Raw genomic sequence first — 26,758 nt, 5'->3', positions numbered from 1 at the left:
CACCAAGAAAAACACCCTACTCGCTTCTTACATGAATATTAATTTATTTAACGAGGTAGATCAAGCTTAACCCTTAACCGCACCTGCAACGACACCTTCGATGATGTACTTTTGACAAGTCAGGTAGAAAATGATGATTGGCACAATAGCTAAGACCAGCATCGCCATCATAGCTCCCATGTCAATCGATCCGTATCCACCTTTTAGGTACTGGATCGCAATAGGAATCGTTTTATACTCTGTACCAATCAGCAGGTCTGGCAATAGGAAGTCGTTCCATACCCACATTACATTAAGGATAGCTACAGTTACAGCAATAGGTTTCAGGATGGGCAATACCACTTTAAAGAAGGCCTGAGGTGGATTACAGCCATCAATCATTACCGCTTCTTCAACCTCAAGCGGGATAGACTTCACAAATCCGCTAAACATAAACACAGATAGCCCTGATCCAAACCCTAAATAGATTAAGATAATCCCAATCGGATTGTCGAGATGCAGCACGTTTGCAGTCTTAGTCATTGTGAACATAACCATTTGGAAAGGCACGATCATCGAGAATACAAACGCATAATACATCATGCCTGTGAATTTGGACTTCACCCGGGTAATGTACCATGCAGTCATGGAAGTAAATAACACGATCACAGCCACCGAGCATACCGTAATAAACAAGGACATTCCGAAGGCACTGAAGAAATCAATCTTTGCTACACCACTAGTATAGTTCTTTAAACCAACAAACGTAGTCTCATTAGGGAATAAGAACGGCGTATCACTAATGTAGAACTTACCCTTGAAGGAGTTCATCAGAACAATAAAAATAGGAGATAAGAACGCAATGGCCAAGACCAACAAAATGGTGAATATAGAGTAATCTTTTGCTCTAGTCTTTTGCATTAGTTCTCAACCTCCTTTCTTCTAGTAATGACAAGTTGTATTAAGGCGATTAAGGCTACTAAAGCAAAGAATACGACGGCTTTCGCTTGACCGACACCTTCCCATCCTGATTTTCCGTAGAATGTATTGTAGATGTCCAGTGCTAACATGGAGGTCTGCTTAGAAGGAGCACCAGCGGTCAACGCTAAGTTCTGGTCAAACAATTTAAATGAATTGGATAAGGTTAAGAATAAACAAATAGTAATGGACGGCATTACGAGTGGAATAGTCACATTACGCAAAATCTTAGAACGTGAAGCTCCATCAATTCTTGCGGCTTCTACTATATCTTTAGGAACATTCTGAATACCTGCAACATAGATAATCATCATGTACCCTATCAATTGCCAATTCATAAGAACGATTAGTCCCCAAAATCCATACGTTGCATCAGAGGTCAAAGTGACACCAAATTTGTACAAAATCCCATTAAAAATCAACTGCCAGATGTATCCTAATACGATACCGCCTATCAAGTTAGGCATAAAGAAGATCGTTCTAAATACGTTGGTTCCTTTTAGCTTTCTAGTTAATAACATCGCCAAGATGAAGGCGAACACATTAATAGTAAGAACAGATAAAACTGTGAATTTAACGGTGAAACCTAATGCATTTAGAAACTCTTGATTCGAAAAAGCTTTAGCGTAATTGCCAAACCCTATCCATGTTGCATCATTGACTGTAGTAAACTCTGTAAAAGACAAATATATACCCAAAAGAAAAGGGATCACAAAGGCAATTCCAAAGGCTATTATGGTCGGTAATGCAAAAAGAGCAAAATATTTTTTTATCGATTTTTCCATGGAGTCTTCTCCTATCTCAGTATGGAAAATGATGAAACAGATGTAGCAAGATCCACTCCAATTGTTGCTTAGTGCCACTGAATCCCGAGGGAGCCCAGTGGCACTAAGCTTTTATCTGTATGACAACTGAGAGTTATTCAAGCATCTTTCCATGCATTTATTATTTTGCTTTTTCAGCCTTCCAAGTGTCCTTGAAGATGGTTACAACTTCATCCCAAGTTTTGTTTCCTTGAGCGTATTGCAAGAGCGCATCACCAAAGACGTTTTTGAATTCTTCACTTGGGAATGCTGCGAATGTCCAAGCTACAGAAGTAAGATCTTTTTCCATCCAAGCAGATACTTCTTTAGCAAGTGGATCTGCTGGTTTTTCGCTGTCTTCAAAGGTATTGAATGGTGCGATGAAACCTAGATCGTTAGTTACATAAGCTTTACCTTTTTCACTGGAGAACAACCATTCCAGGAAAGCGATAGAAGCTTGTTGGTTCTCAGCAGATACTTTGCTGTTGATTGCGAAATAGTTTTCTGTACCTACAGCCAAACCTTGTTTTTCTTCGCCTTCCATACCTGTGTAGATAGGCAAGAATTTGATTTCTTCAGCTTTAACTACGTTACCGTCAACATCGTTGATTTGTGACCAAGCCCAGTTACCATTTTGAACCATAGCTGCGTTACCAAGTGCAAATTCAGCCATGGAGTCAGCTACGGATTTACTACCCAGCAAGGATTCTTTAGTTACAGAGTTCTTGATGTACAGATCGAAGATGTTTTTAAATTTATCGTTGTATTTGAATTCAACTTCTTTAGAAGCTAGACCCGCAAGAACGGTGTTGTCAAACTCAGTATTGTCTTTGAATTCATAGTACAGCGGCAAGTTTGCAAGGTGAGTCTGCCATCTCCATTGCTCACCAGCAGCGAGGGAAGTGGAGGCGAATACACCTTTAATGCCCAGTTGGTCTTTTTTAGCCGTCATATCTTCTACTACTGCTTTCAAAGTGTCGAAGTTATTGATCTCAGTTGTGGAGGAGATCGATACCGCTTTATCAGCCAAAGCGAAGTATTTCTTCATAATTGCGTCGTTGTAGATGATGCCGTATCCTTCAACTACGTAAGGGATACCATACACGCCTTCACCTTCAGTTACAGCCAAGCTTTTGTCGGACAGATAGCTGTAAAGCTTAGTATCTTTCAAATCCAAGGTGTAATCTTTCCAGGATTGAAAACCAACAGGTCCGTTAATTTGGAAAATAGTTGGCGCTTCAGACTTGGAGATTTCGGATTTCAATTTAGTTTCGTAAGTACCCGCAGCAGCCGTTACGACTTTTACCTTAACTCCTGTCTCTGCTTCGTAATCCTTAGCGATCTTTTCATATATTTCTGCAATCTCAGGTTTGAAGTTCAAGAAATAAACTGACCCTTTTTTACCAGATGTAGCGTTTCCATCATTGGATGCAGAATTATTTTCTTTATTTCCACATCCTGCCGCTAAGACAACAACCATAGACATTACTAACATGAGCCCTAAATATTTTTTGATATTCTTCATTCTTCTTCCCCCTCGTACTTTTTATTAGATTACTTCGCATGAAGACGTTCCGATGCTGTTAGTGAAAATTATGTCAGCGTTTTCATTTGCTTAAGTAATCCCCAGCCTACTTTTTGGTATCCTTCTCGGTATCCTTATCGGTATCCTTATCGGTAACGTTTTCAATTGAAATATTAGCACACCATTTTGAACTTTTCAATAGCCAATCTTTTAGAATCATTTTATGGAAAAACTGCCCACGGCAAACCTTGCAAGCGTTATAATAGATTCATCCTTATTCATGAATGGTGAATGCTTAGGACATACTAATGGTTAACGACCCATTAAATAACTATGAATAGGTGATTGCATATTTTATCTCTGATCGAACAGTATGAGCTACAATTCTCCAATAATAATTATTTTGGCGATATCGGGGTAGATCCCTCTTACTCCATTGTAGAAGGCTCCCTTCCTGTACTAGTCTCAGCTCCACATGCCATTAATCATTTTCGAGAACATGCTGTAAAACCAGCTGACATGTATACAGGCTCCCTTGCCCTCTTGTTACAAAAGCTCACCAATTGCTACTGTATTTATTCGAATAGCTTTTCCAAAGAAGACCCAAATTACATCTTAGGTGGAGAATATAAGGCTGCGCTACGAGCGCTTGTCAAAGAACATCGCATTCAGTTTGTGATCGATCTGCACGGAGCTTCCAAACTTCGAGAGTTTGATATTGACCTAGGGACACTGTACGGAACCTCTATACGAGAGAATAATTTAAATGACGTCATAGGCATCTTTAACAATAATGGTATTACCAATGTTCGACAAAATCATACATTTTCTGCATCCCATCCTGGAACAATTACTTCATATTGCGCTAAGGAATTGTTAGTTCAAAGTATTCAAATTGAAATTAATCGAAATTATCGTAACCCGAATGCGTTTGATTTATTCCAAAAAACCATTCATTCCCTTGAACAAATCATTAAACTATTGGGCGGTGTCTGACATTATTATCGAGCAAACCTTTACTATTCTAGACAAACAAAGCCTTCAACCTCGTGAAGAAATCACAATGAACTCCGAAGAGTTAAAGGAATTAGGTTTAGTCCAGCATATCTTCGTTGATCTTACAGCAGAGAATGGTGTCAAAGTCAGCTGTTTAATTTTATCGGCAGATGAGGTGCCAAGAGGTACAATCCAATTATCCAAGCGGGCAAAGGACAAGCTCGGGGACTGCCTGACTACAGGATTAACAATAACGAAGCCAGAATACGACACAGTTCTTCGGGGAATTCCTAAAGTGGACGAGATTGCCAAACCCTATGTAAAAGCCTGTCCAGCACTCGTCCGTAAATATACGAATCAAGTAGAACTTATCAATCCCAAAAATGGCTTCCGGGTAAACCTAACTTTACGGAAAGATAGCACAGCCAAACCGAATACCCTTTACTTCAACAGATACATTATGTTATTGCTTGAAACCCATTCCGAGGGGCATGACCCATTAATCATTACTCGCGCTAGGACGCGTTCTCAACCCAAGCCAGGCATACATAAACTTATAAATCAACTGATCCAACGGCCCTTAAGTGCATTAGGGAACTTTTTTATTGGCAAAAGAGAGCTCACCCTCAGAGTGGGTCATCCTTACCCTTTTGATGAGCACCAGAATTTATGCAGAATTCATCCGAATGTTAGAAAACTGCTAGGCATGGAAGAAACAGATCAGATCGTGATCTCCTATAATTCCAAACAAATCACCATCCCCATCTTAGACATCGATACGGAGCATATTGCCCAGTCAGTCAAGCTTCATGCGGATAATGAGCAGCTTAAATTTATCGACGGCCACTTATTTATCGGGATCACCGCCTTATCGCGTAACGAGTTAGAAATCCCAAGCATCGGCACATCAGTTACCGTAAAAAGAAGTATGTACTCCTTATTCCTAAAGCACTTAAACAAACTGGTCTTACCTGTTATCGCTTTGTTGTTCACCATAGTACAGCTATATAAGGATTTGAACTGGAGCATCGCTCTGACCGTCATCATTTCTCTTGTGTTACTTCCGATTATCATCTACACAACACTATCTGAGGAACGCGCCAAAATTAATTAAATGGAGGGATTTCCGTGGAATTCACTTCACAATCCCAAGTAGAAGATATGATCTACAGCTCTTACCTAAGGGCCATTAACAACATTACAGAGACTTTGGATGAAGAAGTTAGAAAACCGGAGTTAACCAGAGCATTACTGGATGCAGTCGGAAGTCCGGATCGCAATCAAAAATACATACTGGTCACAGGCAGTAAAGGTAAGGGCTCCACCTCTAGATTTATTTCCTCTCTGTTAAGTCACTTGGGATATAAAGTGGGGTTATTCACCTCCCCTCACCTGGTAGATTTCAACGAAAGAATCCGGATCAATGGGCAGGCAATAGCCACAGAAGATTTTGTACGATTAGGTAATGTAATTCGCGGGGGCTTCCACCAGATCGAAGAGCAGCTTGCTGCTGATGAATATCAAGGTCCGGTTGGGGTTGCTTTGGCTATTGCGGCTTTGTACTTTAAGGAGAAGGGTACAGATATCAATGTGATTGAATGCGGTAGAGGAGGAAGGTTTGATGACACCAATGTCCTGAGCAATGACTGGGCTGTCATTACCCCGATTATGGAAGAGCATGTAGCCCATTTGGGACCTGATCTGAACAGCATTACACTGCACAAGCTGGGGATTGTCAAAAACAACACAACAAACGTCTATGTTAGCAAACAGAAATCCGACGTTCTTGCGATCATGAAGGACAACCTCTCCTCCAACCCTGTGCAATATTATGAAGAACAGTTTTTAGCTGAATCTATCACCACCACTTCTGTCGGAACTACTTTTGATGTCCGGACGAAGCCAGCCGTTTATCCAGCCTTGACCCTTCCGCTATTGGGACAGTTTCAAGCGGTCAATGCTGCCAGCGCAGTCGCACTTTGTGAAGAGATTACAGGGGGACCCCTTGATCAGGAGATCGTACATCACTGTTTTGAACAATTACAATGGCCGGGACGTTGTGAAGTTATCTGTCATGACCCACTGACGATTATTGACGGAGCTATTCATAGAGATTCTGCAAGCTATCTGGCTGAACTTATTCAATTAGTGAATCCTGAGCGCAGCCGTACCGTCACATCCATCATCGGTGTCCCTAAGGATAAAGATTACACAGGGGTCATCGAAGTCATGAGTACAGTCTCGGATCAACTAATCGTAACCAAACCCGATATAAGCCATCTAATTTTCCCAACGGATGCCCTGCTTATCGCTAAAAGTTTTCTCGAAAAAAGTTCCGAATTCCCTTATTTAGAGGATGCTCTTACGTATGTTAAAGAACAATCACCTTCGGAGATTATTGTAATCGTGGGTACGCAAACTCTAATCGGAAATGCCAAAAGATTATTCGGGCAATCGCTGCTGAATATCGGCTTATAACTGATTCATACGCTGAAGAATAACTTCCCTGTAAAGGTCTGAGAGGCCAGGTACTTCACTTGGATTTTGCTTACAATATTCATCTAACATCACCTTATGGTTGACCTCAATCACCATCAAGCCTTGATTTGTCTCTAAGATATCTACTGAGCAGAAATCAAGGCCCAGCGCTTTAGAGGTCCGGGAGGCAAGCTCCGCCAGCGCCTCTTGTTTGGCCTGATCTTTCACCTCAATCGTAACAGCTCCGTTAATCAAATTATGCTTCCACGAACGAACTCTTTTTTTGCCAAGGAATACACGCGCCTGATGATTAAAAGTTACAATTCTATACTCAATCTCCGCTTCATAATAAGGACCTATTGCCCCATTAAGCTGTAAAGAAAATAATAAATCCAGCTTTTCATGCAGATCAGCTATCTCATTGATTTTGTACACATGATTGCCCTGCGCCCCGTTATCCTGCTTCATAACTACCTCCCCATTGCACGCTTGGAAATAACGCTCAGCCAATGGATAAGGATTCAAATTGCTAAATTTGGAGTCTGGATGCGGCAAATAAATATGTTCTACGGCTGGGATATTCGCCTTATGCAAAACATCATAAGTTAGAGATTTACTCATGGCAATGATCGTAGAAGCACTGTTGTTTAGTCCGATCTCAGCGTCTACCATCACAAATGATTTCACTCCATCCGTCGCTCTATATACGAAATTCGGTGTAATTTCCTCAAAGCTAATCCCTGAGGCTGTAACAGAATGCTGGATCATTTTTAAGTAAGGTCTAGTCGTCATTCAGTTTCCTCATTTCTAACAAAATATGACCAAACCTAATCATAGCATGAGGAATATTAATAAAAAATAATAAAATTGCGTTATAATAGTTAACACAATAATCTCCCGAATCTTATTTCAGGTCCCTTTTTCACAAAAATGACAGACTGTATGTTACGTTTAATGACTGACAGCGCTTTTATAGTTAAAATAAGTGTTGATTATTTAGAGATCATCCTCTATGATAAGCTTATTAAAGCGAAACAAAAAGTTAAAGCGGTTAAACTTTAATCTCTAGGTACCTAGTATTATTGCTAATTAATAGTGTTAGCATGATCAAAAGTTAAAGCGCTTATACTTTTAAAACGAGAGGTTGGTGTGTCATGATCAATCGCGAGAACAGGCGGCAGACGTTCTACATGTATCTGTTCATTTCTCCTTGGATTATCGGCTTCCTAGTATTCGCCCTTTATCCTATCTTATCATCGCTTTACTTCAGCTTTACTGATTATGACATCATACACCCACCTAAATTTATCGGGCTCGCTAACTACACAGAGATGTTTCACAATGACCTGTTCTGGAAATCGGTGGTTGTCACGCTGAGATATACCTTCATCGGTGTACCTATCCAGCTTGCGCTCGGTCTTGGCTTTGCACTATTGCTTCACCAGACCATTCCTTTGCGCGGCTTTTTCAGAACAGCAATGTATTTCCCAAGCATGGTATCCGGCGTGGCCATGTCCCTGCTGTGGTACTGGATCTTCAACCCGCAGATCGGGCTCTTCAATTACATCCTTTCCTGGTTCGGCATTCATGGACCGGCTTGGCTGATGAACCCAGACACTGCACTATATGCCTTGATCATCATGACTTTCTGGACAGCAGGCTCAGGAATGATTTTATTCCTTGCAGGTCTGCAAGGCGTACCGGCTAGCTTGATCGAAGCCGCTAACCTTGACGGTGCCGGGCGCTTCAGAATCTTCCTGAACATTACCTTACCGATGATCTCTCCCGTGCTGCTCTTCCAACTGATTATGGGACTGATTGATTCCTTCCAAGTCTTTACCCAAGCTTTTGTCATGACTCAAGGGGGGCCGAATTACTCTACCTGGTTCTATGTCTATAATCTCTACACCAGCGCTTTCAAAGAATATCGTGCCGGTTATTCCTCAGCCTTGGCATGGGTGCTCCTTATCGTAGTTATGCTGTGCACCGCACTTATTATGAAATTGTCTAACCGTTATGTTCACTATGAAGGAGGCGGACGCAAATGAGTACAGTCAGAGCGCTAAGCCCCCGGACTAAAGGAACAAACCGCCGCCGGAAAGCGGAGCCTGTTAAGATTTTCAGCTTTATTACTCTAGTAGTTACAACATTTCTGATGCTGCTTCCTTTGTTCTTCATGGTCTCCACTTCACTTAAGTCCAAACGCGAGATGCTGAAGTTCCCACCCACCTTTCTTCCGGAGAGCTGGCAGTGGAGCAATTACACAGAAATATTTGATACCCTGCAGTTCGGTACTCTTTATAAAAACAGTCTGATTATCGCCGGCTTTAGTGTTGTGGGAACCTTGATTTCTTCGGCGCTGGTTGCCTATGGATTCGCCAGATTCAGAGGTACAGGTAATCAGGTGTGGTTCATCCTGCTGCTGAGCACCATGATGTTACCCTATCCGGCCATTATGATTCCGCAATTTGTACTCTTTTCGCAAATGAACTGGATAGATACCTTTTTACCCCTGATCGTGCCTGCTTTCTTCGGCTCAGCCTATAATATTTTTCTGCTGCGCCAATTCTTCTCCACATTGCCTGAAGAGCTGTTTGATGCCGGACGCATTGATGGCTGTGGTGAAATACGGATGTGGGCTACCATAGCAATCCCACTCTCCAAACCTGCACTTGCGACCGTAGCTATCTTTGCTTTTATCTACAACTGGAATGATCTGCTTACGCCAGTGCTTTACTTAAGCTCATCAGATAAGTTCACGCTACCCGTCGGGATGGCTTCTCTTACCTCATCGAGGTTCCGCATTCCACCTTGGCATCTGCTAATGGTTGCTTCGGTTCTAGCTATGGTCCCAATCGTTACGCTGTTTGCTGTAGCCCAGAAACAGTTCGTCGAAGGGATTGTACTTACAGGGATTAAGTAATAATCCGCCATCCGGCGGCCAAATATACTTGAAATCATGGAGGGTTTAGCTAATGAACAAGAACAGGAAAAGTATTGCGCTTTTACTTGCAGCTACCATGCTCGTTGTTCTAGCCTTATCAGGCTGTAGCGGCGGCAAATCGGCGGGTAACGCCCTATCTGGAGGAAACGGTGACTCTACTAATTCTGGAGGTAAAGCAGAAACGGTAACGATTACCCATTACACAATAGATTCAGAAGACCGCACATTTGTCGAAAAATTAATCCCTGATTTCGAGAAGCTGCATCCGAATATTAAAGTGAAAGTGGAAAAAGCGCCTTATGAGCAGTTCGACAGCAAGCTGCAAACGCTAATTGCCGGCGGCAAATCGCCCGACGTGACAAGTCACTGGGGGTATGGAGGTTTCGCAGAATACTACAATAAGGGTATGTTGTTCGATATGACCGACCTTATGAAAGAGGATGGTTTCAAGGCAGAGGATTATAGTATCCCAGAGAATCTAATGGGTATCTACAAGGTTAAAGATCACACTTACGGCATCCCGGTCAATATGTATGTCACCTTAATGCTCTATAACAAAGACATGTTTGATGCTGCCAAACTGACTTATCCAACAAGCGATTATGAAGATAAGAGCTGGACGTTTGAAAAAATGGTCGATGAAGCTAAACAAATGACGCTTGTATCCGATGATATCGCCAAAACTCAATATGGCGTAGACTTCACTTGGTCCGAACGCGATATGCGGCCGTTATATTTTGGAGCGGAGCCTTACTCAGAAGATACATGGACTAATGGCGGCGTGCCTTCCGAGACTTATTTTGACTCCCCTGAAGTGATCGCTGCCTACAACAAGCTTTTTGATCTTGTCTTTAAGGATAAAGTCTCTCCTTCTTCCGAATGGAGCAAAAGTGTAGCTGGACAGAACGGTGATCCCTTTGTTGCTGGTAAAATCGGCATGTCTATCGGAGGCTCATGGAACCTTGCAGGTGCAAATGACTTCCCCTTCAAAATTGGCGTAGCCGCTGTACCATGGGGAGGCAACGATAAGGTACGTAGCACCCTTTATGTCGATCCGCTGCTGATCTTGAAGGACTCCAAACATCCGAAGGAAGCTTTTGAATGGATCAAATACCTGATCACAAGCGAAGTGCAAGAGAAATCCATTGAGCTTAGTGGCGGTAACCCACCAGTCAACACCGAAGCTGCAGAAGCTTACTATAAACATTTTGAAGGTATCGATCCACAGGATATCAAAAATGTCTACGAGGGTGCTGTTAACTACGGCTTCGAATCCTATAACCACTTAATCACCAACTACTCGCAAATTAATGACATGTTCATTAATGAATTGCAGCCAGTAGAAACTGGACATAAGACGGTTGAAGAGGTGATGGCGACGATTCAGAAGAAGGTTACAGAGATCATTCAGCGATAACTGTTTGGCAGGTATACCGCCCCCTTTAGGGACGGTATACCTGCGTGAAATCATACGTTTAGCGGACAGTCTGCCAACCCTGTATACTGAAAGTAGAAAACAGGATCGGAAAATCTGCCGTGAGGAGAATTAAAGATGAAAGTTAGTATTTTTGATGTAGCCAAAAAATCCGGATTATCCGTTGTAACCGTATCCCGGGTGTTAAATGGGGCCGAATCGGTACGCGAGAATAATCGCCAAAAGGTGCTGGAGGCAATTAAAGAGCTGGATTACCGCCCTAATGCTGCGGCACGCAGTCTGGCAAGCGGTAAGACGGGAATTATCGGCATTATTGTCACTACCCTGCAAGATTCCTTTTTTGACGCAGTGGTCAAAGAGCTGAATGAAATATTAGCGATGCATGGTTATTTTTTAGCCATATCCATCTCAACAGGCATCGAATCGGATGATAGCCATTATTTAATTCAGGAGGATCGTGTAGACGGTTTAATTCTGCTCTCTCCGATGGAAGAGGACAATTATATTGTGGAGTTAAAACGGCGGGGTATTCCTTATGTGCTGATAGATAATCAGAAGCCCGAAAATGATACCTACTCCATCACGATCGACAACTTCAAGGGGGGATACGCAGCTACGCGTCATCTGCTGGAGCTGGGACATACTTCAATCGCTCATCTCTGCGGTCAGGAAATGTTCCGGAGTACGCGGGAGCGGCGCAGTGGATTTCTACAGGCGCTTCAGGAACAAGGGCTTGCCCCCTTTGAGATCGTGCCTGGTGATTTCGATATTGGGATGGGATACGAGACCTGTAAACGTTGGCTGAAGGAAGGAAAGCTGCCCACCGCCGTCTTCGCCGGGGATGACAATATCGCGCTTGGAGTCATCAATGCCCTGATGGAAGCGGGCATTCAGGTACCCGAAGAGGTGGCAGTGGTCGGCTATGACGATCATTATATTGCTTCACAGCTTCATCCACATCTGACAACAATACGTCAGCCTGCAGACAAAATCGGGCTGGCAGCCGCGGATATGCTGCTCAAACGCATCTCCGGAAAGATGAAACGTGGAGCCGGGATGCGGATTGATCCTGAACTTATCGTACGTGAATCTACCGGAGCTGAGTAGATTAAATTTATACACTAGGAGTGACGACCATTGACTTACTACTTGGGGATCGATGGGGGAGGCACGAAAACCTATGCTCTGCTAAGCGATGAACATGGCAATGTTCTTGGCAAAGGCAAGAGTGGTAACGGCAACCACCAGACAGGCGCCCTTGAGGCCGCCAACAGTATTCAAGAGGCCACATTCGGGGCGCTGGCTGAAGCCGGACTCCGGTTGGAAGACATCCAGCATACCTATCTCGGACTTGCCGGTGCTGATCGCGAGGCCGACTATGCTATTCTCCATCCGATGATACGCCAGATAGGATTCACCAAATACACCATTAACTGTGACACTATGATCGGTCTACGCGCCGGAACGAATCGCCCATATGGTGTCGCGCTCATCTGCGGCACCGGCACCAATTCAGCAGGCAGAAACCTGCAGGGAGAGCATTATCAATGCGGCGGCTTTGACTATATGTATGGTGATTTTGGCGGGGGTGGCGCACTCAATATTGAGGTGTTTCGTTCCGTTATCCGAGCTTGGGACGGCCGGGAACAGCCCACCTTATTAACAGGCTTACTGCTAAAAATGCTAGGTTATGAGGAAGTTGGGCATATGTTTCACGATTTCCTTGATCATTGGAAAAAAGTCCCCGTAAATGTTGCCCGCCTGCTCTTTGAAGCAGCAGCTGAAGGAGATGCCGTAGCGCTGGAGATTTTACATCGGCAAGGGGTTGAACTGGGTAAGTCTGCGGCAGCTATCATTCACAAGCTAGGCATGGAGCAGGAGGCCTTCGATGTGGTGCTGGCAGGAAGTCTGCTAACCCGAGGGGATCGCGGTTGGATTCGCCAGCCTATCGAGAAAGCTGTACACGCTGCAGCCCCTCAGGCAACCGTGGTTACCCTTGCCACAGAGCCTGTAGTCGGTGCAGTATGGTCAGCTATGGATCAAGATGGGTTGACCATTAGTAGTGAAGTATATGAGAAAATGCGGAAATTTCAGGATTATGAATCGATCAAACAAACTACAAGACAGGAGTGATTAATCTTGGCAGCTAACCAAGGATTAAAGATTGCAGTTATCGGTGGAGGTTCTTCGTATACCCCAGAATTAGTAGAGGGATTCATTCTTCACTATAAAGAACTTCCCGTGCGCGAATTATGGCTTGTAGATATTGAGCCTGGTCTTCGCAAGCTGAATATTGTAGGTAACTTGGCAAAACGTATGGTGGAGAAATCAGGCCTTCCGATTGAGGTTCATCTGACAACAGACCGCCGTAAAGCGATCGAAGGCGCCGATTTCGTCAGCACCCAGATGCGTGTCGGCATGCTTGATGCCCGTGCTCGTGATGAGTCGATTCCGCTCAAATATGGCGTTATTGGCCAAGAAACAACAGGTCCTGGGGGAATGATGAAAGCACTGCGCACCATCCCTGTTATTCTGGATGTATGCCGTGATATCGAGGAACTGGCTCCTAACGCATGGCTGCTCAATTTCACTAACCCTGCTGGGATGGTCACCGAAGCCGTTCTGAAATATTCTAAGGTAAAAAGTATTGGCCTGTGCAACGCACCTATCGGCCTGATCAAGCAAGTCTCTGCCAAATATAATGTAGCAGCAGACCGTGTATATGCCGAATTTGTGGGCCTCAACCACTTGCACTGGATTACTCGTATCGATGTTGAAGGTGAAGACAAGCTGGACGATATGCTTGCAGATACAACCAGCTACAGCGCTAAGAACGTACCAGCAAGAGAATGGAACCCGGAATTCCTGCAATCCCTTCATGCACTGCCCTCATACTATTTAAAATATTTCTATATGACCGATGCCATGCTCGAAGAGCAGATAGAATCCCATAAACAAGGCATTAACCGTGCTGAAGTCGTTAAACGTGTAGAAGAAGAGCTCTTCGAGCTTTATGGCAATCTAGAGCTAAGCGAGAAGCCGAAGCAGCTGGAACAGCGCGGCGGTGCTTTTTACTCAGAAGCAGCTGTTAATCTCATGAGATCGCTCCATAACGGATCAAACGACATTCAGACCCTAAATGTCGCAAACCATGGCATATTGGACTTCCTGCCAGATGACGCCAGCATTGAAGTGAACTGCGTGGTCACTAAAAACGGCCCGCTACCACTGCCACTGACCAAAATTCCAACCATGGCTAAAGGACTCATTCATGCTGTCAAAACCTATGAACAGCTGGCGATTGACGCCGCTGTAACCGGAGACCGCGCCCTTGCCCTTCAGGCGCTCGCACATCACCCGCTTGTTCCGTCCGTGGACGTAGCGATTCGGATGCTGGACGAAATGCTGGAAGCTAATAAAGAATTCCTGCCGAACTTTTTTGCGAATTAATTCATACCTCCTATCGAGAAATAACTAAAAGAGACCGAACCCGGTCTCTTTTTTTGCGCTTGTTGCTGATACTCGCTACCGAAGCAAAAATGAATAAAGCATCTTGGTAATTTGCACTTAGCGAATTCGCTATCGGACACAGCTGACCTTAAAAGCGGCTTTTTCACATTTTTAGAGTGCTAGCGGACCCCATAGCCGTTATTAGCATGAAAACCACCCAATATAACCCCTTTCTAATTGAATAGCGGCGCTGGTGTCCGAAAACCTGCTTCAAAGGCTAAAAACTAGCAAATAACGTTATCTGGGTCCGCATGACTCGGCCGAAGATTGCACAGAAAATGTGTTCGGATATTTATAGAAGAACCAGAGATTACTGCGAGTTGTACCGATAATGAGATCTGCTGTCCATCAGTTCACTGCTGCCAGATTTGCCAACGACCCACAACGCAAAAAAACGATCCCTGTTACTGGAGGAACGCTTTTTTGTTTCTACTCCAATGGGCTCCCAGCATTTCCACCATTATCATCCACTCATTTATTGCTGCGCTCTCAGCGTATTTCTTGCATTACCTGTTCAATGCCAAAGCGAATATCCGGCTCTTTTACACTGGATACATTGAGCTTTAGAATCTTCTCTTTATTAAAAGAGGGCAGATACCCGCTGTCCGCCATTTCGATGCGAATGAACTTTTTTTGCAGACGTTTGATCATCTGTTCTGTCTTTATGCTGTCACTAAGCTTCAGATACGTATGCACACCAAGCTGGCCGGTTGGATGGTAGGAATAATGCTGTGCTGTCGCTGTATCTAACTCTCTCATAATCGATTCATGGAGCAGCGTGGATCTTTTTTCGTAGCAGGAACGCATCTTTTTTCGGTGGCGCTCGAACATTCCGCTTTTCAGATACAACTCCAGGGCAGCCTGAGACAGCATAGAGCTATCTATATCCATCAGTCTTTTGAATCGGTTAAAAGAGTCACACAGGACCTCTGGCAGTACAGCGACACCGACACGCAGACCCGGAAATATAATTTTGGAAAAGCTTTTCAAATAGATCACATGGGAAGCATCGTCATAAGCGTAGATCGGATCCTCTTTTGCATCCTGCTCCAAGTCCACCATGTAGTCATCTTCAACGATATACACATCGTATTTAGCTGCTAGCTGAGCAATCGCCTTCTTCTGGGTACGGGTATAGGAGACGCCGAGCGGATTATGAAATCGCGGGACGGTATAAAAGAACTTGAACTGGCCTGTCTTAAATAACCGCTCTAATTCATTCAAGTCCACCCCAGCATCCGAACGCTTTATCCCCTCTGTCTCAATGCCATACGTCTTCAGATATTCCATAAAAAGCGGATAACCCGGCTGCTCAATCAGCACTCGCTGCCTGCCATTCGGAAAAGGAATTCGGGTCAATACGCCAAGCGCCTGCTGCACACCTGAGGTAATAAAAATCTGATCCGGATTGGCAAATACCTGATAAGAAGCCAGATGCCGCTGCATTTCACGAATAAGAGAAGGAAGCCCCTGCGGCGTTCCATAGATGAACAAGTCATTGCGGTACATATCAATCGCTTTATTAATACAATGTTGGAAATCCAGATACGGAAAAATATCCGGGTCGGGTGCAGACACCGTAAAATCGATCCAATGTGCACCTTCGTCTTTTCGCTGTCCGCTTCGTTTCATGACATAATAACCACTTTTTGAGGCGGCATAGATTAAATGTTTGTCCTGAAGATCCTGTAACGCGCGAATAACCGTACTTTTACTACATCCATAACGTAAGGACAACTCCCGGATAGACGGTAATTTATCTCCCTCACGATACGCATCCTCGGCAATTTGCGCTTCCAGCTCGTTGATTAACTCCGAATACTTATACATCCCTTTCACCTTCCTCCAAGCTTATTCTGTACCGGTACAGATGAATAATAATTACATTGTAGCACAGCTACTCTAGCCTTAGAATAAAGAGCAGAACAGGACCGGTACCTAAATGCGCGCAACACTTTGGAGGTCTTTACTAATGAATACATCTTCTACTCAAAAAGCGATAGCAGCAGCTGTCATGAATGCTATTATCGTCGGGTTTTCCTTTATATTTGTAAAAATGGCCCTAACCGTCTCGGATCCTTTTGATACGCTAGCTCATCGCTTCACGTTATCTTTCCTTGCCGCTTCTTTATTTACTTTTCCAGGGTGGGGGCGGGTGAAGTTTGGAATATCCAAGGCCGCAGTGATAATCCCACTGGCTTTAATGTATCCAGCGTTATATTTCACCCTTCAGGCGTATGGACTTTTGTATACAACTTCCGCTGTAGCGGGTATTATTCAGGCGACAATGCCCATCTTCACCATCCTTTTGGCGGCGATGTTCTTGAAGGAAACCACGAGCAGCTTCCAAAAGATCTCTACATTAATCTCAGTTGCAGGCATTATTCTTATCTTTGCCATTCCAGGTTTGAGTATCTCTTCTTCTAGTCTTTGGGGCGTCTTACTTATCCTAATCTCAGCTTTATCCCTTGCCGGTTATAATGTTGCGGCTCGAAAGCTGACACGTACCTGGAGTCCCAAAGAACTTACCTATATGATTACTTTGTTCGGATTTATATTTTTTAATGGACTGTCGATCATTAAGCATGGTTCGGCAGGAACCTTGGATCAGTATTTCACACCTTTTCAAGAGCCCAAATTTATATTCTCCATGCTCTATCTCGGCGTACTCTCCTCCCTCGTGACCTCCTTCCTCTCCAACTATGCTTTATCACGGATGGAAGCTTCACGCGTGAGCATTTTCGGCAGTCTTTCAACAGTTGTCTCTATTCTCGGTGGTGTACTTCTGCTGAATGAGCAACTGGAATGGTACCATTGGACCGGTACAGTGATGATCATCGCCGGGGTGATCGGTGTGAACTGGCGGAAGCAAGTAAGGGCCAAAGGCAAAGCGTGAAGATTGATATGCATACAAAAAAGACACCCCGCGAGGTGTCTTTTATCTTTACCCTTTTCAGTATCTCTATTCTGTAGCAAGCCTCACTAATCGCCGTTATTTGGCTGTTTCAAGCTCCTTGATCTTCTCTTTATATTGATCCAGCAGATTAGCTAAAGCTTCCTTGATCACAGTCGCATCTTTGGATTTAGCGGCACTATTCAGATCATCTTGGGCTTTGAAAAAAGCTTTATCCGCGTCGCTAAGATCTGGAATGGAAATAGCAATTGAAGTCGCGTCTACAGCTTTAATTGAAGTAGTGATATTGCTATCTACCTGCATATCATCGACTACAGGTATTACTTCAAGGTTACGACCAGCTTCAATATATCCTGCAGGTAGAGCTTCGGTGGATAGTATTTCTTTAGATAATTGAACTCCCTCCACCAGTTCCGCAGGCACAAGCTCGGCAAGTGCGGTTACACTAAATCCAGCAACCTTATAATACTGATCCAAGGTGTTCTTCCAATCTTCTTGGGTATTAGGTGCGTAGGTCTTAGCCAACTCTAGGGGATCTACCCAATCAATAGTGGTTACTTTAGTGGCAATTGTTCCTTTAGAGGCAGCAGTAACAACGGCTGCAGCCGTTGTTTTCGTGTTTCCGTCTTGCGCTCCACTTGCTGCGTTCGTTGCAGACGGTGCAGCAACGGCGGACACTAGCAGGGCGGACAGCGCTAACTTTTTAAATAACATCTGTTGATTCATAAATACAACACTCCTCGTCGATTCGAATGATCTTACAAGACCAAGCTTACATAATGGGTGTGGCAGAACATTGGTTAATTTGTGGAAAAACGATGGCAGCCGCCCCTACCCACCTCTGGATTGATATACTTGTAGGAGAATAATCTGGAGGTAACCCGAAATGAATAATCCATATCTCATTGCCGTAGTCGACGATGATGAACATATACGCAATCTTGTTGAAGCTTATTTACAAAAAGAAAATTACCACACCATCGGCCTTGGCAGCGCTGAGGAAGCATGGACCTTGTGGCAGACTAGCCCCCCGGATATGTGGGTACTCGACGTTATGCTCCCCGGCATGGATGGTTATGAGTTCTGTAAAAGGATTCGTAACGAAGCCGAAGTACCGATCATTATGATCTCCGCAAGAGATAATGAAGTGGATAAAATATTAGGATTGGAGCTTGGCAGTGACGATTATCTAGTCAAGCCGTTCAGCCCTCGTGAATTAGTCGCCCGGATCAAACGGCAGCTTCAACGCTGGTACAAAATGAGTAATCAGGCCGAAAAATTGAATAGTCAGACCACTTCCACCCGTCTTGAAATCGACCAGCTTCTACTATTGCCGGAAGAAAGACGTGTATTCTGGTGTGGTGAAGAGGTAGACTTGACCAGCAAGGAATTCACCATGCTAAAAGTATTCGCTGATGCCCCTAACCGGGCATTTACAAGAGATGAGCTGCTGAGCTATGTGTGGGGAGACGACTATTTTGGAAGTGATCGCGCCGTGGATCATCTCATTAAACGGATGCGCAAAAAACTGGAGCATTTGCCCATTGAGGCTGTATGGGGACACGGATACCGCATGAGAACAGATGGGGGTGAGCATACGAATGAAACTAGCACATCAGATTAATTTAGCCTTTAGTATTGCATTGGTATTGCTACTATCTATTACTGCAGTCGTGATCCATTTTGTACTACTCAACCATTTTGTCGGAACACAAAAAGAGGATTTAAGAACCATTGGTGCGGCGATGTCAGTTACATTGACTGAAGAAAGTAAATACATCGGGGAGATTGGCACTCAGCTGGAAGCTCTGCCGGTGACCTTACCTTCTCTAAGCACTGCAGGCGTCGAAGCCATTCTTAGCGATGAGACAGGAAAAGTCTTGTCCACATCATCAGAGATGAGTTCAATTGCAATAAACTATGATGCCAAGAGTGTCACAGGCCAAGCCACTGAGCTCCAGAACATTTGGAATGGAACAGATACACGGTATATTACTGAAGTGAAGGCTACACCTATAGGCACGCTAACTCTACTAACCCCTATGAGCGCAGTCACTGCTATTGAACAAGCTTTGCTCAAAAGACTGCTGATCGTTTTCAGCGCAGCGGGAGCATTTATGTTCCTATTTGGCCTATTTATCACCAAGAAGCTGATTCAACCTCTAATGAGGCTGCAACAAGAACTCCGCAAAGTCAAAGAACGGCGCTTCTCAGATGTTAAATTAATTAAAGCTGGTGGAGAGCTTGGATCTGTCGCTCAATCGGTATATGACATGGCAGATGAATTAAATCGTTTCAACCATGTGCAGAAACAATTTTTCCAGAATGCGTCTCATGAATTAAAAACTCCCTTAATGTCCATTTCCGGCTACGCTGAAGGGATTAAGGATGGTGTTTTTGAAGGTGAGAATGTAGTAAAAGGGCTAGACATTATCATGAGCGAAAGCAGCCGCTTGAAGAAGCTCGTGTCCGAAATGACTTTACTTGCGAAGCTAGACAGCGAGGAAGATATATTCAAGCCTACGGTTATTTGTTTAAAAGATCTACTGACAGAAACCATCGAACGAATGAACCCTCTATTAATGAAAAAAGAATTAACCCTCCATATCTCCCACGATCATCAAGATTCTCTTACGATCCGTGCGGATAGGGATAAGCTGCTACAGGCGCTTCTTAATGTAGTATCCAATGCAACACGTTATGCTAACCAACATATCTATATCCATGTTTCGGTCAAGGAGGGCCGGGCCCTGTTATCCGTAAGTGACGATGGTCCTGGAATTTCGGACGATCTGCTTCCCTATCTCTTCCATCGGTTTGTAAAAGGAAAAGACGGAGAATCCGGACTTGGACTGGCTATTTCCCGCGCAATCATCGAGCGTTGTGGAGGTCAGATCAGCGCAGGCAACCGAAGAAATGGCGGTGCGGTAATCTCGATGGGGTTTCCTTTATAAATATCCATAAGAGGCTGTCTCAAAAGTAGTGAATTCTACTTGGGGGCAGCTTCTTTTTTATGGAATGGAATTGAAAAGAAAAGTAATGGATTTTACTGTGCCATATGACTATATACCACGCGTAGTGTTCTCTGATATTGGGTTGGGCGGTGGACGGTGGGTGGTTGGAAGGTTGGATGGTGGGCAGTTGGGCGGTGAGCGGTGAACGATATATTAGGTGAGTTTTTCATACGGCTTGCGGTAGGGTTTAAACTAATTAGGGAAAAACTCCCTGAAAATAGCCGATATTCGCTCTAAATGCACGAAATCAGGGATTTCCTCCCTAATAAATAGGGGATTTCTTAATTAGTTACTAAATCGGCCGAAAATCAGGTAAGTTTTCCCTAATTATAAGTCTGATGAACAGAAATCTCTGAATTTCAGGGAGAAATTCCCTAATTACTCTATAAATACTTCACTTATTGCATCACTTGCAGCATCACTTGGTGCGACACATGAATCATCAATTGCTCATCACTTGGTGCGCCGCTTAATTCAATCGCTCAACATGTACATAAGAGCTGGAACAGACCTCATCAGATGCTGTATTATTCATCATCACCCTCTATATTCATCTTGGTAAATGATGCCGTTTCTACTTCATGGTAAATATAGCTACTATTTTGGGTAATATATAGTCGAAGTAACAATTACACCTTACCTCTGATAAGAGTTAGATACTACATTTTTTTCACAAAAAGGAGATACCAACATGAGCAGACTTGCAGGAAAAGTAGCTATTATTACTGGTGGAGCAGGCGGTATTGGTAAAGGGATGGCCCTGGCTTTTGTTAAAGAAGGCGCTAAGGTAGCTATTATTGACCTCAATGAAGAAACCGGCAAAGAAACAATTAAAGAATTACAAGAATATCAACCTGAATCTATCTTTATTCAAGCGAACCTCAAGGAACACGATAAAATAGCTCACCTTGTTAAACAAGTAGCTGATAAATTTGGAAAAATAGATATTTTAGTAAACAATGCCCACGCATCCAGAATGAAATCTATTGAAGAAACTACACAGGCTGATTTCGATTTATCTTTTGATACAGGCTTCTATCCAACCTTCTATTTCATGCAAGCAGCACTACCGTATTTAAAAGAAGCACAAGGTAAAATTATTAATTTTGCATCGGGCGCTGGCCTCAACGGGGATACCAATCAAGGAACATATGCTGCTGCAAAAGAAGCCATCCGTGGAATTACCCGGGTAGCCGCTAATGAATTTGGTCCATTTGGAATCAACGTAAACATCATTGCTCCAATTGCTAATTCCCCTGGCATGATTGAATGGGCAGAAGCAAACCCTGAGTATTACCAAAATATGATTTCGAAAATCCCTTTGAGAAGATTGGGTGAACTGGAAAGTGATATCGGGCGTGTTGCGGTATTCCTAGCGAGTGAAGATTCCGATTATATTACGGGCCAGACTATCATGGTAGATGGCGGGTCTATTAAGCTTCGTTAATTTCAAGCAGATACTCGACTTAAAATGAATAAATTTGATGCTAAATAAATAAGCCGGAAGTGAACATCGTAAAATGTTCGCTTCCGGCTTTACTACTTTCTATTTAATCGTGATTTCGTCCACATATACGGTAGCACTACCTACTGGATCAGTTGCTGTGGTCATGACTTGAACGCCAATCGCTTGGGTCAAATTACGATCCGCTACCTTGCTGATATCCAGTGTTATTGTAGTAAATCCATTGGCATCTACTGGTGTAGCCGTAGAAGCAGTCCATGTTCCCCAGCTTGAGCCACTTTGGGTAAACAGCTGAGCCATTACACCGCTAACATCGCTTGCATCAATAGGTACAACCTTGATTTTAAGCGTAATTGTTGATGCATTCGCTAAGTTGGTAACCACCATACGACGCAGTTGGAATTGCCCTCCATTCAATGTTAAGTCCGCTTGCATCGAATGAGTTCCCTCAGCATACACAGCATTGCTCACCGATAGATTCTGAGCCAGCGCTGTATTATATTTATTATTTTCATCCACATTGATGCTGAAGCCTTGCAGTGTATTGTCCTCGAAGCCATAGACGACAGCTTCAGGTGCGGTACCATTCTTCAGGGTCCGAACATCATCCAGATACAGCGTAGAAGTTCCCGTACCACTGAATCCCTCGAGCTTGATACCTATGGCTTTTACACTATTAAGATCTGCAATACCTGCCAAGTTGAGCGAAACCGTAGTAAATCCGCTCGAATCTACTTTCACAGCTCCACTGTCAGCCCAAGACCAGGTTGATCCCGTCTTAATATACAAACGTGCATCCGCTGTTCCGTTCGACAGTTTAATTTGTGCGCTTAATTTATCAACCGCGCTCAGATCCAGACTGCCATTTTTGGTGAGCTCAAAAGCTCCATCTGAATCGAGTGAGAACAAGGTGCTTAACGAATGAGTTCCCTCAGCAGCCTCATCAGTCGAGATCACTGCCGCGCTTGCACTCGCATTATTTTGCTCTACTGTCCAGTCCTGAGTATCTTTTTCGAAACCATACAACAGCTTCGCCTGTTCTGGCGTGCTGCCAGGGCCTTCGCCCCCGTTAGGAACACCACCTGTTCCATCATTAAACGCTGCAATATCGTCGAAGTACAGCGTACCAGACGTACTTGCTACTATGTCCTTTTTATTTACGTAGATAGACACTGCCCGAATGTCCTTAAGGTTCTCTTTAGTGATTACTTTACCGGCATTTCCTGTATCCCATGGCGCTGGAGCGAACTGGCTGAATGGAATTTCCACCAAGCCAGGTGTCGTACCTGCCAGTGAAGGATAAGCTTCAAAAGAAATGCCGCTTGCATTGACCTGAATAACAAGCTTGTGGTCGCTGCCATCAGGTGCAATCCAGAGCTTCAATTTGTTGGCGTCCGACCAGTCGGCATTATTCATGTTTTTGGTACGACCTGTATAACCTTGGCCATCCACATTATAATCGAATCTCAGGCCATACTTGCCATCATTTTTATGGTCCGCATCAAGTGAGATCGTATTTAGATCACCCGCAGGACTTAATGCCGCACGAAGTAATTCATCATTCCCTTTGTAATTCTCAAAAGTATCTACAATCAATGGGTCCCCATTGCCCTCTACGTCACTTACAAAGATTTGGATCGTTTGTGAAAGTACAGAACCATCCTTTTCATAGGACTTAACAGTAAGCATCACGCCAGTTTCGTCGAAGGCTACACCTGGTGTCCAATCTGCCAAGTAATAGAAACCTTCTGCGTCAGCTGCCATGCTGTACTCTGTTGTGTCATCCCCAATCAGGTAGGTTACTTTATCCACGTCCTGATTCAACACACGAACACGAAGGGTCGATGCTTTTGTCGTGGGCACTGTTTGGTTTGCCGTTGGTGAGGCAATGTGTAAAAAAGGTTGCTCGGTTTCTGTAGTTACCTGTTTCGAATACGCATCCGCAATAGCCACTTCATGGCTGAAGCTTGTATACGGATCATTATAATAGTCTACAAAATCAGGGAGCAGTTCATGATCCCCTAGCCCGTTTGGAGCATTTCTATAAGGGACAAAGATAGAATCTGTATTGAAATTCGCCCAAGTCTGCATGTACGCCATCCGTTTAGCATCCGGATCAGACTGCAGTGCAGCGATTAGCTTGGTAAAGAATTTCAGGTCCTTCGTTCCAGTTGGCTTCACACCCGAATAACCGAACTCAGTAAATGCTGCGATTTTCCCCTTATCATCCGCCAGCTTCGAGATCAGCTTAGCATCCTTCACGACTGAATCAAACCAACCCTCAGTGGTTCCGTCATAATAATTATCGAAGCCAAGGATATCGACATAGTCATCTCCCGGATACGTCTCAAGGAATGTCGCATCTGTGCCGTTAAATGGACTTCCCGGTGAGAACGCATATAAGAAGTTATGCACATCTTTTTTGTCCCTTAAGTATTCAACGGTATAACGATAAATTTCAGCATACTGCTCCTTCGTACGGTAAGGCGCACCCCACCAGAACCAGCCACCATTTTGCTCGTGGAATGGACGGAAAATGACTGGAATAGCTTTACCATCATCATCTTTTAAGTTATTCGCAAAGTCCGCAATCATATCCAGGAATGCATTAAATTCCGCATGTTTGTCACCGCCGGGTAATATATGCGTAAGCACATTCCCTTTGGTGTCATAAAAGTCCTTTCCTGTGACGAAGTTCGGCATATGCGAGCTTAATGTAAGCACGCCGCCTTTTTCATAAGCAGATTTCATCACGCCGATTAATTTATCACGATTCTCCAGCTGGGTTGCGCCTAGATCGCCTGGTTTCTCAAAACCTTCAAGACTAAGCGTATCCCAGCCGAACAGCCCCGGAAGGTCGCCTACTGCATTCTCGACCTCAGACTGCGTTCCGTCCTTTTCAGTAATAGAAAGTCCTTCTGTAGTAGCATGCTGATGTCCAAACAAGATCTCACTGCCGCGGATATCCTGTAAATAGGCGAATAGCGATCTAGTCTCACTACTTGCATCAACATCCGCTAAATTCTCGATACGTCCCACAGGACCCGTCGGGTCTGTCGGTGTCGGTGTTGCTGTTGCTGTCGGTGTCGCTGTTGGTGTCGGTGTTTCCGTTGGTATTGGTGTCGCTGTAGGTGCCGCGGTTGGATTAGTCGGACCTACCGGCGTTGTTGATGAGCCTGATGCCGAGGTAGGCGCTGGGGTAGTTGTTGCTACAGGACCTTGATTGCCTTTGATAATGACAATTGTGCCAGGAGCAATGGGCTTACCGTTCAACGTTACTCCTGTTGCTTTAACGTCCGCTTTTGCAATGTCGCCCTGACCGGAAAGGGTGGTTCCAGTCGCTTTGACAGCTACGTTTAGATTAGCAATCGATGCGCCTTCACCTAGGATCAGCCCCACAGTGCTATTTAGAATTCCCGTGGTGATCATCGTCCCAGTTCCAAACTCCAGTCTTGCTAGACTATCTACCGTTAGCTGAGAAATTTGGGTTGTACCACTCGTGAGGACACGAACCTCACCCTCTTTACGATTTATATTTACTTTGCCTAATGAGCTATTCTTAATAAGAATGGAGTTTATCCCGCCACCTGCAATAAATGTGGTGCCCGTAACCTTAATACCCTCAAGGGTCACTTCGCCGTTACCGATCCCAGCAGTTAGATACAGGTTTCCGTTTATCGTTGCATTTTTTAACACAACACCATCCTGATTAACGACTACATTCCCAGAAACTATTCCTCCTTCAAAGCTTCCAGATTGCGAGTAATAACTCTTCACTATTTTATTAATTAACGTTATAACTTCGGCACGGGTGATCCTTCCAAGCGGCTTAAAGGTTCCATCCTCATACCCTGTAATCAAACCTGAGAGCGCATGAACTGCATCCTTAGCATAAGCCTGAATCTGAGCGGAATCACTAAATCCGCTCATCGATGAAGCGCTTTCAGTGCCTTGAAGAGTAAATATCCGAGCCAACATCGTCACCGCATCCTGACGCGTTATATAATCAGTAGCTTGTGCTTTATTCTCTGAGTATCCTTCATAATACCCAGCATATCGTGCCAACGAAAGCTGATCTGCATACCAATCGGTCGCTTTTACATCGGAAAAAGATTGATCTGACTTCATATAGAAACCAAATACCTTATTCAAGATCGTAGCAAACTCAGCTCTTGTAATTCCTTCATTGGGATGAAAAGAACCATCCTGATACCCGTTTAATACGCCATTTTCTACCCACTTCGCAATATTTTGTTGTGCCCAGTGACCCTGTGTATCACCGAATCCCACAGTCGATGGCGCTGCTGCTGCAGAAATTACAGAGGGGAAAGGAGACATTATCATTGCACAGGCAAGTATACTCCCCAGCCACTTTTTCGCTTTTTTCATTCCTAATTCTCCTTCGAAAATGAATGGATTTGATAATAAGAATAGCCAACCAGCTGTTATGAACCCAATAACTATCTGTCCTTATAGAAGACAATTACAGACCTACTCGCTAACTATTCACCTCCACATACTCAGCTTCGTTATTAATAACAAACACTAACAAAATATTTTAATTTCGTTAGATATTTCGGTATATGCAAGATTATAGCGGTTACATTGGCATAAAACAATCTAAATATTCCCTTTTGTTATAATTATTTTATTGTTTATGTTAGTATTAATGTTAGTTATTCCGAAAATAAATAACAAAATTCAATTTAATATAACA

General features: G+C 43.9%; 21 protein-coding genes. 14 read left to right on the top strand and 7 right to left on the bottom strand.

Annotated features, from left to right (window positions below; translation table 11 throughout):
• Positions 1-66 precede the first annotated feature (66 nt).
• The 3 genes from NSQ91_RS01335 to NSQ91_RS01325 all read right to left on the bottom strand — a co-directional run bounded on the left by NSQ91_RS01335 (position 67) and on the right by NSQ91_RS01325 (position 3,285).
• Positions 67-900, bottom strand: coding sequence for a carbohydrate ABC transporter permease (locus NSQ91_RS01335; RefSeq protein WP_036687243.1), 834 nt, complete (start codon positions 898-900; stop codon positions 67-69).
• A complete protein-coding gene (locus tag NSQ91_RS01330) occupies positions 900-1,742 on the bottom strand; it encodes a carbohydrate ABC transporter permease (RefSeq protein ID WP_036687240.1) in 843 nt (280 codons plus the stop codon). Before NSQ91_RS01330 ends, NSQ91_RS01335 begins: the two co-directional genes overlap by 1 nt.
• A 160-nt stretch (positions 1,743-1,902) precedes the next feature.
• Positions 1,903-3,285 carry an ABC transporter substrate-binding protein gene (locus NSQ91_RS01325; RefSeq protein ID WP_076126963.1) on the bottom strand — a complete coding sequence of 461 codons (1,383 nt, stop codon included), beginning with the start codon at positions 3,283-3,285 and terminating at the stop codon, positions 1,903-1,905.
• 345 nt (positions 3,286-3,630) lie between these two features.
• On the opposite strand from NSQ91_RS01325, the gene NSQ91_RS01320 reads away from it, so the two are divergent.
• From NSQ91_RS01320 to NSQ91_RS01310, 3 genes are all read left to right on the top strand, one after another.
• Positions 3,631-4,281, top strand: a complete 651-nt coding sequence (locus tag NSQ91_RS01320; protein ID WP_076192573.1) for an N-formylglutamate amidohydrolase — start codon at positions 3,631-3,633, stop codon at positions 4,279-4,281.
• Between the two features lie 67 nt (positions 4,282-4,348).
• A complete protein-coding gene (locus NSQ91_RS01315) occupies positions 4,349-5,395 on the top strand; it encodes a hypothetical protein (RefSeq protein ID WP_076305122.1) in 1,047 nt (348 codons plus the stop codon).
• 14 nt (positions 5,396-5,409) lie between these two features.
• Positions 5,410-6,759: a bifunctional folylpolyglutamate synthase/dihydrofolate synthase gene (locus NSQ91_RS01310; RefSeq protein ID WP_076305123.1), complete on the top strand. Its 1,350-nt coding sequence runs from the start codon at positions 5,410-5,412 to the stop codon at positions 6,757-6,759.
• On the opposite strand, the gene NSQ91_RS01305 is transcribed toward NSQ91_RS01310, so the two are convergent.
• Complete coding sequence (locus NSQ91_RS01305) at positions 6,754-7,551, bottom strand: ATP-grasp domain-containing protein (protein ID WP_036687230.1); 798 nt, start codon at positions 7,549-7,551, stop codon at positions 6,754-6,756. The genes NSQ91_RS01310 and NSQ91_RS01305 overlap by 6 nt on opposite strands.
• Before the next feature lie 362 nt (positions 7,552-7,913).
• Here NSQ91_RS01305 and NSQ91_RS01300 point away from each other — a divergent pair, with 362 nt between their 5' ends.
• From NSQ91_RS01300 to NSQ91_RS01275, 6 genes are all read left to right on the top strand, one after another.
• Positions 7,914-8,807, top strand: a complete 894-nt coding sequence (locus NSQ91_RS01300) for a carbohydrate ABC transporter permease (RefSeq protein ID WP_036687229.1) — start codon at positions 7,914-7,916, stop codon at positions 8,805-8,807.
• Complete coding sequence (locus tag NSQ91_RS01295; protein ID WP_076305124.1) at positions 8,804-9,682, top strand: carbohydrate ABC transporter permease; 879 nt, start codon at positions 8,804-8,806, stop codon at positions 9,680-9,682. The genes NSQ91_RS01300 and NSQ91_RS01295 overlap by 4 nt, the downstream gene beginning before the upstream one ends.
• Before the next feature lie 52 nt (positions 9,683-9,734).
• Entirely contained in the window at positions 9,735-11,120 is a 1,386-nt protein-coding gene (locus NSQ91_RS01290; RefSeq protein ID WP_076305125.1) for an ABC transporter substrate-binding protein, read from the top strand.
• A gap of 135 nt (positions 11,121-11,255) precedes the next feature.
• On the top strand, positions 11,256-12,245 hold the full coding sequence (locus NSQ91_RS01285) for a LacI family DNA-binding transcriptional regulator (RefSeq protein ID WP_076305126.1): 990 nt from the start codon (positions 11,256-11,258) through the stop codon (positions 12,243-12,245).
• Between the two features lie 30 nt (positions 12,246-12,275).
• The gene (locus NSQ91_RS01280; RefSeq protein WP_076303198.1) at positions 12,276-13,271 is read left to right on the top strand and encodes an N-acetylglucosamine kinase; all 996 of its coding nucleotides are present in this window, start codon (positions 12,276-12,278) and stop codon (positions 13,269-13,271) included.
• Between the two features lie 6 nt (positions 13,272-13,277).
• Entirely contained in the window at positions 13,278-14,588 is a 1,311-nt protein-coding gene (locus tag NSQ91_RS01275; protein WP_076303199.1) for a 6-phospho-beta-glucosidase, read from the top strand.
• A 549-nt stretch (positions 14,589-15,137) separates the two neighbouring features.
• Here the strand turns inward: NSQ91_RS01275 and NSQ91_RS01270 are convergent.
• On the bottom strand, positions 15,138-16,478 hold the full coding sequence (locus NSQ91_RS01270; RefSeq protein WP_076305127.1) for an aminotransferase-like domain-containing protein: 1,341 nt from the start codon (positions 16,476-16,478) through the stop codon (positions 15,138-15,140).
• Positions 16,479-16,620: 142 nt separating this feature from the next.
• Between NSQ91_RS01270 and NSQ91_RS01265 the strand changes: the two genes are divergently transcribed.
• Positions 16,621-17,544, top strand: coding sequence for a DMT family transporter (locus tag NSQ91_RS01265; RefSeq protein ID WP_076206086.1), 924 nt, complete (start codon positions 16,621-16,623; stop codon positions 17,542-17,544).
• Between the two features lie 96 nt (positions 17,545-17,640).
• Here the strand turns inward: NSQ91_RS01265 and NSQ91_RS01260 are convergent, their stop codons facing one another.
• On the bottom strand, positions 17,641-18,288 hold the full coding sequence (locus NSQ91_RS01260) for a hypothetical protein (RefSeq protein ID WP_076126946.1): 648 nt from the start codon (positions 18,286-18,288) through the stop codon (positions 17,641-17,643).
• 160 nt (positions 18,289-18,448) lie between these two features.
• Here NSQ91_RS01260 and NSQ91_RS01255 point away from each other — a divergent pair, with 160 nt between their 5' ends.
• The 4 genes from NSQ91_RS01255 to NSQ91_RS01240 all read left to right on the top strand — a co-directional run bounded on the left by NSQ91_RS01255 (position 18,449) and on the right by NSQ91_RS01240 (position 22,023).
• The gene (locus NSQ91_RS01255; protein WP_076126944.1) at positions 18,449-19,186 is read left to right on the top strand and encodes a response regulator transcription factor; all 738 of its coding nucleotides are present in this window, start codon (positions 18,449-18,451) and stop codon (positions 19,184-19,186) included.
• The gene (locus NSQ91_RS01250; RefSeq protein ID WP_340916186.1) at positions 19,164-20,516 is read left to right on the top strand and encodes a sensor histidine kinase; all 1,353 of its coding nucleotides are present in this window, start codon (positions 19,164-19,166) and stop codon (positions 20,514-20,516) included. The genes NSQ91_RS01255 and NSQ91_RS01250 overlap by 23 nt, the downstream gene beginning before the upstream one ends.
• Before the next feature lie 28 nt (positions 20,517-20,544).
• The gene (locus NSQ91_RS01245; protein WP_340916184.1) at positions 20,545-20,721 is read left to right on the top strand and encodes a hypothetical protein; all 177 of its coding nucleotides are present in this window, start codon (positions 20,545-20,547) and stop codon (positions 20,719-20,721) included.
• 546 nt (positions 20,722-21,267) lie between these two features.
• Positions 21,268-22,023 carry an SDR family NAD(P)-dependent oxidoreductase gene (locus tag NSQ91_RS01240; RefSeq protein WP_076206080.1) on the top strand — a complete coding sequence of 252 codons (756 nt, stop codon included), beginning with the start codon at positions 21,268-21,270 and terminating at the stop codon, positions 22,021-22,023.
• 99 nt (positions 22,024-22,122) lie between these two features.
• Here NSQ91_RS01240 and NSQ91_RS01235 read toward each other — a convergent pair whose 3' ends face one another.
• Positions 22,123-26,430, bottom strand: a complete 4,308-nt coding sequence (locus tag NSQ91_RS01235) for a glycosyl hydrolase (RefSeq protein WP_081391933.1) — start codon at positions 26,428-26,430, stop codon at positions 22,123-22,125.
• Positions 26,431-26,758: the final 328 nt, after the last annotated feature.

The organism is Paenibacillus sp. FSL R7-0048 (assembly GCF_038004505.1).
Classification (GTDB): Bacteria; Bacillota; Bacilli; order Paenibacillales; family Paenibacillaceae; genus Paenibacillus_AQ; species Paenibacillus_AQ odorifer.
Note: the sequence above shows the minus strand (reverse complement) of the source record. Positions and strands in the feature narration are given on the sequence as shown.

What these genes read in the sequence shown, in the direction of transcription:
- NSQ91_RS01335 (WP_036687243.1), bottom strand. Translation starts at nt 900, where the DNA reads ATGCAAAAGACTAGAGCAAAAGATTACTCTATATTCACCATTTTGTTG.
- NSQ91_RS01290 (WP_076305125.1), top strand. Translation starts at nt 9,735, where the DNA reads ATGAACAAGAACAGGAAAAGTATTGCGCTTTTACTTGCAGCTACCATG.
- NSQ91_RS01300 (WP_036687229.1), top strand. Translation starts at nt 7,914, where the DNA reads ATGATCAATCGCGAGAACAGGCGGCAGACGTTCTACATGTATCTGTTC.
- NSQ91_RS01240 (WP_076206080.1), top strand. Translation starts at nt 21,268, where the DNA reads ATGAGCAGACTTGCAGGAAAAGTAGCTATTATTACTGGTGGAGCAGGC.
- NSQ91_RS01315 (WP_076305122.1), top strand. Translation starts at nt 4,349, where the DNA reads ATGAACTCCGAAGAGTTAAAGGAATTAGGTTTAGTCCAGCATATCTTC.
- NSQ91_RS01265 (WP_076206086.1), top strand. Translation starts at nt 16,621, where the DNA reads ATGAATACATCTTCTACTCAAAAAGCGATAGCAGCAGCTGTCATGAAT.
- NSQ91_RS01285 (WP_076305126.1), top strand. Translation starts at nt 11,256, where the DNA reads ATGAAAGTTAGTATTTTTGATGTAGCCAAAAAATCCGGATTATCCGTT.
- NSQ91_RS01330 (WP_036687240.1), bottom strand. Translation starts at nt 1,742, where the DNA reads ATGGAAAAATCGATAAAAAAATATTTTGCTCTTTTTGCATTACCGACC.
- NSQ91_RS01235 (WP_081391933.1), bottom strand. Translation starts at nt 26,430, where the DNA reads ATGAAAAAAGCGAAAAAGTGGCTGGGGAGTATACTTGCCTGTGCAATG.
- NSQ91_RS01255 (WP_076126944.1), top strand. Translation starts at nt 18,449, where the DNA reads ATGAATAATCCATATCTCATTGCCGTAGTCGACGATGATGAACATATA.
- NSQ91_RS01270 (WP_076305127.1), bottom strand. Translation starts at nt 16,478, where the DNA reads ATGTATAAGTATTCGGAGTTAATCAACGAGCTGGAAGCGCAAATTGCC.
- NSQ91_RS01325 (WP_076126963.1), bottom strand. Translation starts at nt 3,285, where the DNA reads ATGAAGAATATCAAAAAATATTTAGGGCTCATGTTAGTAATGTCTATG.
- NSQ91_RS01295 (WP_076305124.1), top strand. Translation starts at nt 8,804, where the DNA reads ATGAGTACAGTCAGAGCGCTAAGCCCCCGGACTAAAGGAACAAACCGC.
- NSQ91_RS01305 (WP_036687230.1), bottom strand. Translation starts at nt 7,551, where the DNA reads ATGACGACTAGACCTTACTTAAAAATGATCCAGCATTCTGTTACAGCC.
- NSQ91_RS01260 (WP_076126946.1), bottom strand. Translation starts at nt 18,288, where the DNA reads ATGAATCAACAGATGTTATTTAAAAAGTTAGCGCTGTCCGCCCTGCTA.
- NSQ91_RS01250 (WP_340916186.1), top strand. Translation starts at nt 19,164, where the DNA reads ATGAAACTAGCACATCAGATTAATTTAGCCTTTAGTATTGCATTGGTA.